Source organism: Pseudomonas sp. TWR1-1-3 (assembly GCF_049896805.1).
Taxonomy (GTDB): Bacteria; Pseudomonadota; Gammaproteobacteria; order Pseudomonadales; family Pseudomonadaceae; genus Aquipseudomonas; species Aquipseudomonas bubulae.
Genome location: NZ_JAFCUZ010000005.1, coordinates 256,659 through 271,321 on the forward strand (window position 1 = coordinate 256,659; position 14,663 = coordinate 271,321).

General features: G+C 59.6%; 8 protein-coding genes. 5 read left to right on the forward strand and 3 right to left on the reverse strand.

Annotated features, from left to right (window positions below; all coding sequences use genetic code 11):
• The first annotated feature begins 7 nt into the window (after positions 1 to 7).
• The 4 genes from aceF to msrA all read left to right on the forward strand — a co-directional run bounded on the left by aceF (position 8) and on the right by msrA (position 6,975).
• Positions 8 to 1,639 carry a dihydrolipoyllysine-residue acetyltransferase gene (aceF, locus tag ACP7BE_RS19565; RefSeq protein ID WP_095000902.1) on the forward strand — a complete coding sequence of 544 codons (1,632 nt, stop codon included), beginning with the start codon at positions 8 to 10 and terminating at the stop codon, positions 1,637 to 1,639.
• Between the two features lie 366 nt (positions 1,640 to 2,005).
• Positions 2,006 to 3,391: an alkaline phosphatase D family protein gene (locus ACP7BE_RS19570; RefSeq protein ID WP_095025240.1), complete on the forward strand. Its 1,386-nt coding sequence runs from the start codon at positions 2,006 to 2,008 to the stop codon at positions 3,389 to 3,391.
• Positions 3,392 to 3,566: 175 nt separating this feature from the next.
• On the forward strand, positions 3,567 to 6,260 hold the full coding sequence (locus tag ACP7BE_RS19575; protein WP_426106946.1) for a sensor domain-containing phosphodiesterase: 2,694 nt from the start codon (positions 3,567 to 3,569) through the stop codon (positions 6,258 to 6,260).
• A 67-nt stretch (positions 6,261 to 6,327) separates the two neighbouring features.
• Entirely contained in the window at positions 6,328 to 6,975 is a 648-nt protein-coding gene (gene msrA / locus ACP7BE_RS19580; protein ID WP_095000899.1) for a peptide-methionine (S)-S-oxide reductase MsrA, read from the forward strand.
• A 111-nt stretch (positions 6,976 to 7,086) separates the two neighbouring features.
• Here msrA and ACP7BE_RS19585 read toward each other — a convergent pair whose 3' ends face one another.
• Both ACP7BE_RS19585 and putP read right to left on the reverse strand, forming a co-directional pair.
• Positions 7,087 to 7,929 carry a 23S rRNA (adenine(2030)-N(6))-methyltransferase RlmJ gene (locus tag ACP7BE_RS19585; protein ID WP_095017705.1) on the reverse strand — a complete coding sequence of 281 codons (843 nt, stop codon included), beginning with the start codon at positions 7,927 to 7,929 and terminating at the stop codon, positions 7,087 to 7,089.
• Positions 7,930 to 8,098: 169 nt separating this feature from the next.
• Positions 8,099 to 9,586 (reverse strand): sodium/proline symporter PutP, encoded by a 1,488-nt coding sequence (putP, locus tag ACP7BE_RS19590; protein WP_095000897.1) that lies wholly within the window; start codon positions 9,584 to 9,586, stop codon positions 8,099 to 8,101.
• A 460-nt stretch (positions 9,587 to 10,046) separates the two neighbouring features.
• On the opposite strand from putP, the gene putA reads away from it, so the two are divergent.
• On the forward strand, positions 10,047 to 14,000 hold the full coding sequence (gene putA / locus ACP7BE_RS19595) for a trifunctional transcriptional regulator/proline dehydrogenase/L-glutamate gamma-semialdehyde dehydrogenase (RefSeq protein WP_095017706.1): 3,954 nt from the start codon (positions 10,047 to 10,049) through the stop codon (positions 13,998 to 14,000).
• Positions 14,001 to 14,066: 66 nt separating this feature from the next.
• Here the strand turns inward: putA and ACP7BE_RS19600 are convergent, their stop codons facing one another.
• Positions 14,067 to 14,648 (reverse strand): hypothetical protein, encoded by a 582-nt coding sequence (locus tag ACP7BE_RS19600; RefSeq protein WP_426106950.1) that lies wholly within the window; start codon positions 14,646 to 14,648, stop codon positions 14,067 to 14,069.
• Between the last annotated feature and the right edge of the window lie 15 nt (positions 14,649 to 14,663).

A 14,663-nucleotide genomic window follows, 5' to 3' on the forward strand; every position in this document is an offset into this window, starting at 1 on the left:
AATATTTGTGAGCGAACTCATTCGAGTACCTGACATCGGCAGCGGCGACGGTGAAGTCATCGAGCTGTTTGTAAAAGTCGGCGACCGTATCGAAGCCGATCAGAGCATCCTGACCCTGGAATCGGACAAGGCGAGCATGGAAATCCCTGCTCCCAAGGCCGGTATCGTCAAGAGCCTGAAGATCAAGCTGGGCGACCGCCTGAAAGAAGGCGACGAACTGCTGGAACTGGAAGCCGAGGGCGCCGCTGCGGCGCCTGAAGCACCGGCCCCTGCTGCAGCTCCTGCTGCGGCCGAAAAACCTGCTGCTCCTGCTGCCGAGGCCCCTGCGGCCCCGGCTGCACCTGCCGCTGCTACCATCCAGGACATTCATGTCCCGGATATCGGCTCGTCGGGCAAAGCTAAAATCATCGAAATCCTGGTCAAGGCCGGCGATACCGTCGAGGCTGATCAATCCTTGATCACTCTCGAGTCCGACAAGGCCAGCATGGAAATTCCATCGCCAGCCGCCGGTGTAGTTGAGAGTATTTCGGTCAAGCTGGATGACGAAGTCGGCACTGGCGACTTTATCCTCAAGCTCAAGGTTCAAGGCGCTGCGGCACCTGCTGCTCCTGCCCAGGCCGCTGCTGCTCCTGCACCGGCAAAAGCTGAAGCACCTGCTGCCCCGGCACCTGCTGCGAAAACCGAGGCTGCTCCTGCCCCGGCCGCCGCGCCTGCGCCAAAAGGTGGCAAGGTTCACGCCGGCCCTGCCGTGCGTCAACTGGCCCGCGAATTCGGCGTCGAGCTGAGTGCAGTCACTCCGAGCGGCCCGCACGGCCGTATCATCAAGGAAGACGTGCAGGCGCACGTCAAAGCCATGATGCAAAAAGCCAAGGAAGCACCGGCCGCCGGCGCAACCGGTGGTGCTGGCATTCCGCCGATCCCTGCTGTCGACTTCAGCCGTTTCGGTGAAGTGGAAGAAGTGGCCATGACCCGCCTGATGCAAATCGGCGCGTCGAGCCTGCACCGCAGCTGGCTGAACATTCCGCACGTGACTCAGTTCGACCAGGCTGACATCACCGAGCTGGAAGCCTTCCGCGTCGCGCAAAAAGCCGTCGCAGAAAAAGCCGGCGTGAAACTGACCGTACTGCCTCTGCTGCTCAAGTCCTGCGCGCACCTGCTCAAGGAAATGCCGGACTTCAACAGCTCGCTGGCGCCAAGCGGCAAAGCGATCATCCGCAAGAAGTACGTCAACATCGGCTTCGCCGTTGACACCCCGGATGGCCTGCTGGTGCCTGTGATCAAGAACGTTGATCAGAAGAGCCTGTTGCAACTGGCTGCTGAAGCCGCTGCACTGGCCGCCAAGGCCCGTGACAAGAAGCTCACCGCAGACGACATGCAAGGCGCGTGCTTCACCATTTCCAGCCTCGGTCACATTGGCGGCACCGGCTTCACGCCGATCGTCAACGCACCGGAAGTGGCGATCCTCGGCGTATCCAAGGCAACCATCCAGCCAGTCTGGGACGGTAAAGCCTTCCAGCCGAAGCTGATGCTGCCACTGTCGCTGTCCTACGATCACCGCGTGATCAACGGCGCTGCTGCTGCACGCTTCACCCAGCGTCTGAGCCAGTTGCTGGGCGACATCCGCACTATCCTGTTGTAAGCCACGCCCCGGCCTTCGTCACTGAAGGCCGGGGTAGCGCACTGTTTTCCGAGCGCCACGCTCGTACCTCAACCCCGCCATTTGGCGGGGCTTTTTTTTGCCTGCGATTTGAAGAGCCCCTCACCCCAACCCTCTCCCGGAGGGAGAGGGAGCTGATTGGCGGTGTTTTTGAAGTTGCGTGCGCTCAGTCCCCTCTCCCTTTGGGAGAGGGCTAGGGAGAGGGGCTTTTCTGACACTCACTGCCCTTCAAGCACTACACCCAGCGCTGAATCCATGAATGGGTCAACCACCCAACCTTTTCTACCGTTAACCAAAGGAATTGAACCACGCGATTGCCATCGCCCAAACATCAGAAAGGATTTCGATGTGATCCCACCCACCGTTGGCCCGATAGTGGGCTTTACCACTTCACAGCACGCGCGCATTTTTGTCCGCGGCGAACTCGACAAAAACAACGCCGTCTTCGCCGGTATCCGGCATCGCAAGGCTGGCGACAGCCAGTGGTCTGCCGGTGTGTTTTCAAGACTGAGCCCTGAGTTCGACATGTCCGATACGCTGGTCTTGAACACTCTGCACAGTGATACCCGCTACGAATACCAGGCTGGCTGGTTCGCCACCGCAAACCCCGGGCACACGACTGAAACCGTCAAGCAGATCCCGCTTCAATGGCCTGCCACGGTATACAGCTTCAAGACCGACTCAACTGCACGCAACCGTACTCGCCGATATGTCGTTGGCTCTTGCCGCTACCTCAGGCTCACGGCAGGCATCCCTTCTGCTCCGCACCTAGGGGACGAAATCTTCGGCAACATCCATGCACTGACCCGCCAGCAAAGCATTGATGCTGTGGTGATGGCCGGCGATCAGGTGTATGTCGATGACCTGAATATTGTGGCCCCGGACCGCGACTACTCCAGCATCACCCGAAAATACCGCGCCGCTTTCACACAACCCCATATCCGCAAGCTAATGGCAGGCACTGCGACCTACATGATCCTCGACGACCATGAAATCGAAGATAACTGGCCAGCCAATCGGGATACCGGAGATAAAACGCTCTACAACAACGCCATGAGAGCTTACGAGGCTTACCAGTGCAGCCATGGCCCGGCCCACGACCTGCTGCCCGACGGGCGCATCAACCGCAACCTGTCCCGCTACTGGTACAGGTTTGCCAACGCTGACATCGACTGGTTCGTCATGGATTGCCGCACCGAGCGCACCCTTACGGGGCGTGACAAACGCATGATCGGCGTCACTCAGGAACAGGCACTGCTCAAATGGCTGATCAACAGCAACGCCAGGGTCAAGTTCATCGTCAGCAGCGTCATGCTTATGCCCGACCAACGGCGCGACAATGACGGCTGGAAGGCCTTTGCGGCGCAGCGCAACCGCATCCTCGAATCCATTCGCAGCAACGCCATCAAGAACGTGGTGTTCGTGTCGGGCGATATTCATGGCTCGCTCTGCTGTCATCTGACCCACGACAAAAGCCCGGACTTTATCGTACACAGCGTGGTGTCCTCACCCCTGTGCAATACCAGACTGCTGCCGTACGCGAACGTCAGAGACCTGCTCGTCAACACCCCCCTGACCAGCGTGGGCACAGGCACTTACTCACTCAAGCTCAACAGTCGAGTGGTCAGCGAAGACAACTTCGTCTGCCTGAGCATTAGCGGCCAACAACTCAAGGTTGATTTTCACAATAAAAAGGGCCGGATTATCGAGTCCGCAACTGTTGAGCTTAAATAAGCTGCAAACCTTGCCGATCGGCCTGCAGGAAATCCCCGACCGGCCGATAAGCCCTTATAGCACTTAGCCTTTATGTTCACTTGTCAGCACGCCGAGCATGATGCAACCTTGCCGTCTACCACAGAGACAGGGTGACAGCCCGTGCGCAATCCGCATTTGTGAAGCGAGTGCCCCAATGAAAAGCCAGCCTGATGCTGCCCCGCGCCTGGCAGCCGAGGTCGTGACCCAGCTCCCCGTACCTTCCAGGCTCGGCATGCTGCGTTTCGAACGGCTTAATGAAGCCAGCTGGGCCATGCTCTATCTCGACCCGCACTGCGAGCGCCAATTCGGCATGCCCGCGGCAGACTTGTGCGCGCTGGTTGGCTCGCCCTACGCCAGTCTGATGGAACCCCGCGCCCGCTATCACCTGCACGATGCAATCGAGCATCAGCTCAGGACCAGCCACCACTACGTTGTGCATTACACCCTGCACACCGCCCTGGGCCCACTGAACCTGATGGAGCTGGGCGAGGCCTACAAACAGCACAATCGACATTTTTTACGCGGCTATCTGCTGGCCATTGAAGACAGCGCTGCCAGCCCTTCGCCCGCCCCGGTAGCCGAACTTGAAACACAAAACAGCCGCCTGCAGATCGCCCTGGCGCTCAACCAGCGTACCCAGGCGGATCAACTTCAGCATCTGGAGCGCGTGCGTGCCCAGCAGGACTTGATCCTGCGCCTCGCCCGTCATCGCTACAGCCAGCACAATTCGCTGCAAGAAGCCGCCGAGCTGATCACCCGCAGCGCCTGCGATATCTATCAAATCGATGGTGCCAGCCTGTGGAATCTTGAAGGCAACCGGTTGCTGCCTGTTTCGGCGTTCGAACGCGAGACCCAGGCCCATGTCGCGCAAGACATCTTCGATGCCAGCCACTTCCCCGACTACCTGGAAGCCTTGCACACCAGCCGTTCGATCGACGCGCCGAATGCCAGCCGCGACCCGCGCACCCGCGAACTGGTGGAAAGCCTGGGCCGGCACGAAGCCAATGCCATGCTCGATGCAGGTATCCGCATCGACGGTCAGGTGGTGGGCGTCCTGTGCCTGGAGCAGGTCGGCAGAACCCGCGCCTGGCAAGCGGACGAAATCGCCTTCGCCGGCGAACTGGCCGATCAGTTTGCCCAAGTCATCAACAACCACAACCGCCGCGCCGCCACCAACGCTCTGCACCTGTTCCAGCGCGCCGTCGAGCAAAGCGCCAATGCCTTTTTGCTGGTCAACTGCGACGGCGTGGTGGAGTACGTAAACCCCAGCTTTACCGCCATCACCCAATACAGCACCGAGGAAGTCCAGGGCCATAAGCTGTCCGAGCTGCCTGCCCTGGAAAACCTCAGCGAACTGCTCTTCGATGCTCACTCCAGCCTGAGCAAAGGCAACAGTTGGCAGGGCGAATTCAAGAGCCGGCGCAAAAACCTGGAACCCTACTGGGGCCAGATGTCGATTTCCAAGGTGTATGGCGACAACCGTGAATTAACCCACTACATCGGCATTTATGAAGACATCACCGAAGCCAAGCTGGCGCAGCAGCGCATTGAACGTCTGGCCTACACCGACAACCTGACCAACCTGGGCAACCGCCCGGCCTTTATCCGCAACCTCGACGAACGCTTCGCCCGCAACAGCAACACCCCTGTGTGTCTGTTGCTGGTGGACATCGACAATTTCAAGCGCATCAATGACAGCCTTGGCCACCAGACCGGCGACAAGCTGCTGATCAGCCTGGCCCGGCGCCTGCGCAACAGCCTGAGCGCCAGCGATGGGCTGGCGCGCTTTGCCAGCAACGAATTTGCGGTCTTGCTCGACGACACTGACCTGGCGACAGGGCAACAAATTGCCAGCCAGTTGTTGATGACCCTCGACAAACCAATGTTCGTCGACAACCAGTTGATCAGCGTCACCGGCTCGGTAGGAGTGGCCTGTGCGCCCTTGCATGGCCGGGATCCGCAAACCCTGATGCGCAACGCAGGCCTGGCGCTGCACAAGGCCAAGGCCTGCGGCAAGCACCAGGTGCAGGTGTTTACCGAGGCCCTGAATGCCGAAGCCAGCTACAAACTGTTTGTCGAAAACAACCTGCGCCGCGCCCTGACCCAGAACGAACTTGAGGTGTTCTACCAGCCCAAGCTGTGCCTGCGTACCGGACGACTGCTGGGCATGGAAGCCCTGCTGCGCTGGAACCACCCTAAAAACGGCATGATCCGCCCCGATCAGTTCATCAGCGTGGCCGAAGAAACCGGGCTGATCATCCCTATCGGCAAATGGGTCGCCCGCCAGGCGTGCCGGATGAGCCGGCAACTGAGCCTGGCCGGGCTGGGCAGTCTGCAAGTAGCGATCAACGTGTCGCCCAAGCAGTTTTCCGACCCGGACCTGGTTGCCTCGATTGCCAGTATCCTCAAGGAAGAACAGTTACCGGCTGCGCTGCTGGAGCTGGAGCTGACCGAAGGCTTGCTGCTGGAAGCCACCGACGACACCCGCCTGCAACTCGACCAACTGAAAAAACTGGGCCTGACCCTGGCCATGGACGATTTCGGCACCGGCTACTCATCGCTCAGCTACTTGAAAAAATTTCCGATCGACATCATCAAGATCGACCGCAGCTTTATCAAAGACATCCCCGACAACCAGAACGACATGGAAATCACCTCCGCCGTGATTGCCATGGCCCACAACCTCAAGCTCAAAGTGGTTGCCGAGGGCATTGAAACCGCTGCACAGTTGGCATTCCTGCGCCGCCATCGCTGTGATGTAGGCCAGGGTTATCTGTTCGACCGACCTATCCCCGGCAGCGAACTGATAGAAAAACTCAAACGCTACCCGCGTGGCCCACTGGCCTGACAGCGCCGTAACACTCGGGCACACTAGCAGCCTGACTTCCTACACTCTGACTGAGAGGACATGAAACATGGTCTTGCGCTCGGAAATCCTGGTGAATAAAAACGTGCTACCCACTAAAGAACAAGCCCTGCCCGGCCGTGACACTCACGTACAACTGCCGGAAACCCACTACGTCACCGGCCAGCCGCTACTGGGCCCGTTCCCGATGAACGTGGACTTCGCGATTTTTGGCCTGGGTTGCTTCTGGGGCGCAGAACGCAAGTTCTGGGAGCGCGAAGGCGTAGTCAGCACCGTAGTGGGCTATGCGGGCGGCTACACGCCGAACCCGACCTACGAAGAAGTCTGCTCGGGCCTGACCGGCCACACCGAAGTGGTGCTGGTGGTCTACGAACCGGAAGTGGTCAGCTACAAGCAATTGCTGGCCATGTTCTGGGAACTGCACAACCCCACCCAGGGCATGCGCCAGGGCAACGACATCGGCACCCAGTACCGCTCGGTGATCTACTGCACCACCCCTGAACAGCTTGAGCAGGCACTGGAAAGCAAGAAGGTGTTCCAGGCGGAACTGGACAAGGCCGGGCTGGGTACCATCACCACTGAAATCGACCAGGCACCAACGGTGTACTTCGCCGAGGCATACCACCAGCAGTACCTGGCGAAAAACCCGCAGGGTTATTGCGGTATCGGCGGCACCGGTGTGACCTGCCCGATTTGATGTAGCACAAAAAAAACGGTGGGAGCGGGCTTGCTCGCGATGCAAGCGACTCGGTGTTTCTGTTACATCGCCTCGCCTCGATCACGAGCAAGCCCGCTCTCACATTGGTGTTCAGCTATTTTCCGCAATCAACCATTCCATCTGCCAGCCACCCTGGGTTTGACCCAGTTTTTTGGCCAGCCACGGCAACAGTTCGCGCAGCTCTTCTTCGAGACCCCAAGGCGGGTTGGCGATCGCCAGGCCCGAACCATTGAGGCTGTTGGGCGTATCCAGCGGATGCACGAACAACTCCACCTGCAGCAACTTCGGTGCACCTGAACCTGCCAGGTCCTGATAGAAACGACGCAACTGGCGCTTGTCCTTGATCGGATACCAGATCGCTACAACGGTCTGGCGCATGCGACTGATCGCGTCTTTCAACGATTCGGCGCAGCGCTTCATTTCGTCGAGTTTCTCGAACGGCGGGTCGATCAGCATCAAGCCACGCTTCTCAGCCACCGGCAGCAAAGCACGCGGCACATGCCAGCCTTCGCCCAAATGCACCGCTACGCGGCGATCACCCTTCATGTTGTCTTTGAGCAATACACCGTCTTCGGGGTGTTTCTCGTTCAACAGCACACGGTCCTGGGAACGGGTCAGGCGTCGCGCCCACTCCGGCGAGCCCGGGTAATAGCGCAACTCGCCATCCGGGTTCATCTTGCGCAGTACTTGCATGTAGTCATCAGTCACTGCAGGCAGGTCTTTCTGCCCCCACAACCGTGCAATGCCTTCAAGGTACTCGCCCGTGCGGTTGGCCTGATCGCCCTTGAGGTCGTACAGACCAATACCGGCGTGGGTATCGAGATAGGCAAAAGGCTGCTCTTTGCGCGACATCAGGGCGATGAGGCGGGTCAAGACGATATGTTTGAAGACGTCGGCGTGGTTGCCGGCGTGGAAGGCGTGACGATAGTTCATGGTTGCTCCTGCGCAGGAGGCGAAGTTTACCTTGTACGCAACCTGACGTCAGGTCGCGGGCGTTTTTTCCGAGATACGGTGAGCAACGCCCAGGCAAAAAAAACGGCCCGTCTCACCTGGAGACGGGCCGTTTTTGAACACTTCAAGGTCAGCGCAAGCGCTTCTCTGATCAGCTGTTTTGCTGGAAGTCTTTTTCAGCAGCGTCGAAACGCTCGATCATGCCTTTGCTTGGGCCTTTGCCCGCAAGGCTTGCCAGCACAATGGCCAGGCTGCCCAGGATAAAGCCCGGGATGATTTCGTACAGGCCAAACAAGGCGAAATGCTTCCACACGATCACGGTAATGGCACCGACCAGAATACCGGCCAATGCACCATTACGGGTCATGCCTTTCCACAGTACAGAGATCAGTACTACTGGACCGAACGCAGCACCGAAACCTGCCCACGCGTAGCTCACCAGACCCAGCACACGGTTCTCCGGGTTGGAGGCCAGTGCAATGGCGATCAGTGCAACCACCAGCACCATGATCCGGCCAACCCATACCAGTTCCAGCTGGGAGGCATTTTTACGCAGGAAGGACTTGTAGAAGTCTTCGGTCAGGGCACTGGAGCACACCAGCAACTGGCAGCTCAGGGTACTCATGACCGCAGCCAGAATGGCCGACAGCAGCACACCGGCAATCCACGGGTTGAACAGCAGCTTGGCCAGTTCAATGAATACGCGCTCTGGGTTTTCGGTCACCGGCCCGGCCACTTCAGGGTGTGCCGAGAAGTAAGCGATACCGAAGAAGCCTACAGCGACCGTACCGGCCAGGCACAGGATCATCCAGGTCATGGAGATGCGACGCGCCTTGGCGATCGACTTGACCGAATCAGCGGCCATGAAACGCGCCAGAATGTGCGGTTGACCGAAGTAACCCAGACCCCAGCCCATCAGCGAGATGATGCCGATGAAGGACGTGCCCTTGAGCATGTCGAAGTTGCTTGGGTCGTTGGCCTCGATGGCCAGGAACGTGGTGTCTACGCCACCCGTGGCCAGCAGCACGATGATAGGCGTCAGGATCAGCGCGAAGATCATCAGGGTGGCTTGAACCGTGTCGGTCCAGCTCACTGCCAGGAACCCACCGATAAAGGTATAGGCGATGGTCGCCGCAGCACCGGCCCACAAGGCGGATTCGTAAGACATGCCGAAGGTGCTTTCGAACAGGCGGGCGCCGGCCACAATGCCGGAAGCGCAGTAGATGGTGAAGAACACCAGAATCACGATGGCCGAGATGATCCGCAGCAAACCGCTTTTGTCTTCAAAACGGCTGGAGAAGTAATCCGGCAAGGTCAGCGCATCACCGTTGTGCTCGGTCTGTACCCGCAGGCGACCGGCAACAAACAGCCAGTTCAGGTAAGCGCCGGTCACCAGACCGATGGCGATCCAGCTTTCCGACAAGCCGGACATGTAGATCGCACCCGGCAAACCCATCAACAACCAGCCGCTCATGTCGGAGGCACCGGCGGACAATGCAGTGACAACGCTGCCCAGGCTACGGCCACCGAGAATATAGTCAGAAAGGTTGTTGGTGGAGCGATAAGCCATCAGGCCAATCAGCACCATTGCCGCAATATAGATCACGAACGTGATCAGGGTTGGGTTACTAACACTCATTGATAAAGCCCTGGCATTGTTTTTATGTTTAGCGGCGGTCTGGCCGTACGCTCACAAACGTCCTGTTTGAGACGATTAACCCTGCCGCGCATTTATGACTGATGTTTCCCCAGGAAATCCATCAGCCGATGAACCAATCTTCTGTAGGAGGTTGCACCTTGGGCGCGAATGCTATGCAACAAAGCAAATCGGGTGCAACCAGTTTCTGCGAGCCAAGTTGCACCTTGTCGCCTTTTCGTCTCAATTCGGAGTTTTTGCGCCTTTTCGGAGCAAAGACCCTACCAAACCAAACAGAAAGCACCACACCAGGGCACTGATTTCACCCCGCCTGAATATTCCTGACGAAGCGTCGACCAATCCACAAAAAAACGGGTTGCACCTAGTTGCACCCGTTTCGGCGCAGCGCTAATCTTGCCGCCAGCTGCTGCCACGCAAATGTGGCACCCATGAGGATAAAAAAATGGCTACCACCACCCTTGGGGTCAAACTTGATGACCCGACCCGCGAGCGCCTCAAGGCCGCCGCGACCTCGATTGATCGCACGCCACATTGGCTGATCAAGCAGGCAATCTTCAATTACCTGGAAAAACTCGAGGGTGGTGCAACCCTGACCGAGTTGAGCGGTATCCCTGGTTCTGCCAGCGATGACGCCGACGAAGTACAAGCCGACCACGCGCATCAATGCTTCCTGGAGTTCGCAGAAAGCATCCTGCCGCAGTCCGTACTGCGCGCTGCCATTACTTCGGCGTACCGTCGCCCGGAACCTGAAGTAGTGCCCATGCTGCTGGAGCAGGCGCGACTGCCAGCCCCTATGGCCGAAGCCACGCAAACCCTGGCGGCCTCGATTGCCGAAAAATTGCGCAACCAGAAGAGCGCCGGCGGCCGTGCCGGTATCGTGCAGGGCTTGCTGCAGGAGTTTTCCCTGTCGTCCCAGGAGGGCGTGGCCCTGATGTGCCTGGCTGAGGCGCTGCTGCGTATCCCGGACAAAGGCACCCGCGACGCCCTTATTCGCGACAAGATCAGCACTGGCAACTGGCACCCGCACCTGGGCAACAGCCCGTCGCTGTTCGTCAACGCTGCGACCTGGGGTCTGTTGCTGACCGGCAAGCTGGTGTCGACGCACAACGAAGCAGGCCTGACCTCCTCCCTGAGCCGCATTATCGGCAAGAGCGGCGAGCCGATGATCCGCAAGGGCGTCGACATGGCCATGCGCCTGATGGGCGAGCAGTTTGTCACCGGCGAAACCATCGCCGAAGCCCTGGCCAACGCCACGCGCTTTGAAGCCAAGGGCTTCCGTTATTCCTACGACATGCTCGGCGAAGCCGCACTCACCGAACATGACGCACAAAAGTACCTCGCGTCCTACGAGCAAGCCATCCACTCGATTGGCAAAGCCTCCCACGGTCGCGGCATCTATGAAGGCCCGGGCATTTCCATCAAGCTGTCGGCCCTGCACCCGCGCTACAGCCGCGCCCAGTACGAACGCGTGATGGACGAGCTGTACCCGCGCCTGTTGTCGCTGACCTTGCTGGCCAAGAAGTATGACATCGGTCTCAATATCGACGCCGAAGAAGCAGACCGCCTGGAAATCTCTCTCGACCTGCTCGAGCGCCTGTGCTTCGAGCCGCAGCTGGCTGGCTGGAACGGCATCGGCTTCGTGATTCAGGCTTACCAGAAGCGCTGCCCGTATGTGATCGACTACGTGATCGACCTGGCTCGCCGCAGTCGTCATCGCCTGATGATCCGCCTGGTGAAGGGCGCGTACTGGGACAGTGAAATCAAACGCGCCCAAGTCGAAGGCCTGGAAGGCTATCCGGTCTACACCCGCAAGGTGTACACCGACGTGTCCTACCTCGCTTGTGCGAAAAAGCTGCTGGCCGTACCAGAAGCCATCTACCCGCAATTCGCCACCCACAACGCCCAAACGCTGTCGGCGATTTATCACATTGCCGGTCAAAACTACTACCCGGGTCAGTACGAGTTCCAGTGCCTGCACGGCATGGGTGAACCCCTCTACGAACAGGTTGTAGGCAAGGTTGCCGAAGGCAAGCTGAACCGTCCGTGCCGTGTGTACGCCCCAGTGGGTACCCACGAAACACTGCTGGCTTACCTGGTGCGACGCCTGCTGGAAAACGGCGCGAACACCTCGTTCGTTAACCGTATCGCCGACCACACTATCGCAATCCACGAGTTGGTGGCCGATCCGGTCAGCCAGATTGAACAAATGGCCACGACCGAAGGCGGCTTCGGCTTGCCGCACCCGCGCATCCCGTTGCCGCGTGATCTGTATGGCAGCGAACGCGCCAACTCCAGCGGCATCGACATGTCCAACGAACACCGCTTGGCGTCGTTGTCCTGCGCCTTGCTGGCCACGGCCCATAACGACTGGAAAGCCGCGCCGATGCTCGGTTGTGACTCCAGCAACGAAGCGCCGGCGGCGGTGCTCAACCCGGCCGACCTGCGTGACGTGGTGGGTCATGTACAAGAAGCCACCGTTGAAGACGCCGATAACGCTATCCAGTGTGCCCTGAGCGCCGCACCGATCTGGCAGGCCACCCCGCCCGCCGAGCGCGCTGCGATCCTGGAGCGCGCCGCCGACCTGATGGAAGGCGAGATCCAGCCACTGATGGGCCTGCTGGCCCGTGAAGCTGGCAAGACCTTCGCCAACGCTATCGCCGAAGTGCGCGAAGCAGTGGACTTCCTGCGCTACTACGCGGTGCAGGCCCGTAACGACTTCACCAACGATGCCCACCGCCCGCTGGGCCCGGTGGTCTGCATCAGCCCGTGGAACTTCCCGCTGGCCATCTTCAGCGGCCAGGTGGCTGCAGCATTGGCTGCCGGTAACCCGGTACTGGCCAAGCCTGCCGAGCAAACCCCGCTGGTTGCCGCACAAGCCGTACGCATCCTGCTCGAAGCTGGCATCCCGCAAGGCGTGCTGCAATTGCTGCCTGGCCGCGGCGAAACCGTCGGCGCACGCCTGGTGGGTGATGATCGCGTCAAAGGCGTAATGTTCACCGGCTCCACCGAAGTGGCCCGCCTGCTGCAACGCAATATTGCCGGTCGCCTGGATGCCCAGGGCCGCCCTATCCCGCTGATCGCCGAAACTGGCGGCCAGAACGCCATGATCGTCGACTCTTCGGCCCTGACCGAGCAAGTGGTTATCGACGTGGTGTCTTCGGCCTTCGACAGCGCCGGTCAACGTTGCTCGGCACTGCGGGTACTGTGCCTGCAAGAGGACTCGGCAGATCGCGTCATCGAAATGCTCAAAGGTGCCATGGCCGAATCGCGCATGGGCAACCCCGAGCGCTTGAACGTGGACATCGGCCCGGTGATCGACGCCGAAGCCAAGGCCGGGATCGAGCAGCATATCCAGGGCATGCGCGACAAGGGCCGCTCTGTGTACCAGATGGCCATCGCCGATAGCGAAGAATGCAAACGCGGCACCTTTGTCATGCCGACCCTGATTGAACTGGAAAGCTTTGACGAGCTGGAACGCGAGATCTTCGGGCCGGTGCTGCACGTGGTGCGCTACAAGCGCAAAGACATCGACCAGTTGATCGCACAGATCAACGCTTCGGGTTATGGCCTGACACTGGGCGTGCATACCCGTATCGACGAAACCATTGCCAAGGTGGTCAATAACGTCAACGCCGGTAACGTCTACGTCAACCGCAACATCGTTGGTGCGGTGGTCGGCGTGCAACCGTTCGGCGGTGAAGGCCTGTCGGGTACCGGCCCGAAAGCCGGTGGCCCGCTGTACCTGTACCGCCTGCTGTCGACCCGCCCGGGCAATGCAATCGAGCAATCGTTCGCCAAGGTCGATGCCGTGACCGCACCGGACACCCAGGCCCGCGAGGCCATGAGCAAACCGCTCAGCGCCCTGCAAGCCTGGGCAACCAGCAACCAGCAACCAGCACTGGCCGAGCTGTGCACCGAGTACGCTGCACACTCGCAAAGTGGCATCACGCGCCTGCTCAACGGCCCGACCGGCGAACGCAACAGCTACGCCATTCTGCCGCGTGAACATGTGCTGTGCCTGGCTGAAGTTGAAAGCGACCTGCTGACCCAACTGGCTGCCGTTCTGGCCGTGGGCAGCTCGGCGGTACTGCCGCAAAGTGAACTGGCCAAGGCCCTGCTGGCCCGCCTGCCTGCAGAGGTGCAGCCACGCATCACACTGGTCGCGGACTGGACCAAGGACGAAGTGATCTTCGACGCCGTCCTGCACCACGGCGACTGTGACCAGTTGCGTGACGTGTGCCAGCAAGTGGCACAACGCGCAGGCGCCATCGTTGGCGTACAGGGCCTGTCCCAGGGCGAAACCAATATCGCCCTGGAACGCCTGGTGATCGAGCGCGCACTGAGCGTCAACACCGCTGCTGCGGGTGGCAACGCAAGCCTGATGACCATCGGTTGAGGATGTGATCGGGCAATAAAAAACCGGGCACCCGAAAGGGTTGCCCGGTTTTTTTACGCCATGAAATCAACGTTGGCTCATGAATTCCATATAGCCAACGACGGCCATCAACAACGTGCCGGCCACCATCCAGGCAAAATTAGCGCAGCTCAGGGCCTTGTTGACGCTGCCCTGCGGGTCACCCGCCAGCATATTGATTGCGCGCTGGGCCGCCACCAGCATTGCACAACAACCGGTGATCAGTACTGCATTGGTGAACAACACATAGACCGCATCCGCGGGCCGGGTAAACAGCGTGGACACCAGCACCGAGAACATGACCAGCAGCATAATGAGCAGGCCTCTGGTCTCGGGTTGCCAAAAATAGCAGCGCCCTGTCCTGTCGAGGCCGTTCTGAACCACTTCAAACAGCGGCAGGATAAAAAATGGCCAGAGCGCAGCGCGCAGCAACGGCGCGATCGGCGCCCCGGTTTCCGCTTTGTAGGACGCCCAGTTGCGATATGACCAATAGACCATGTACCCGCCTGCCGTAAGCCCATACAGCAGCAGAAACTTGCTGACAGACACGACATAAAGGTTGATTCGTTTGTCGTCACACCACGGTGTTGTCTTCGATAGCCTGTTGCCAGCCTCAGTAGCAGGGTTCATGTCATGTCCGTGCGC

Bases quoted from the DNA above. Each gene is read 5' to 3' on its own strand.
- putP (WP_095000897.1), bottom strand. From the start codon at position 9,586: ATGAGTGTTAGTAACCCAACCCTGATCACGTTCGTGATCTATATTGCG.
- ACP7BE_RS19575 (WP_426106946.1), top strand. From the start codon at position 3,567: ATGAAAAGCCAGCCTGATGCTGCCCCGCGCCTGGCAGCCGAGGTCGTG.
- msrA (WP_095000899.1), top strand. From the start codon at position 6,328: ATGGTCTTGCGCTCGGAAATCCTGGTGAATAAAAACGTGCTACCCACT.
- ACP7BE_RS19600 (WP_426106950.1), bottom strand. From the start codon at position 14,648: ATGAACCCTGCTACTGAGGCTGGCAACAGGCTATCGAAGACAACACCG.
- putA (WP_095017706.1), top strand. From the start codon at position 10,047: ATGGCTACCACCACCCTTGGGGTCAAACTTGATGACCCGACCCGCGAG.
- ACP7BE_RS19585 (WP_095017705.1), bottom strand. From the start codon at position 7,929: ATGAACTATCGTCACGCCTTCCACGCCGGCAACCACGCCGACGTCTTC.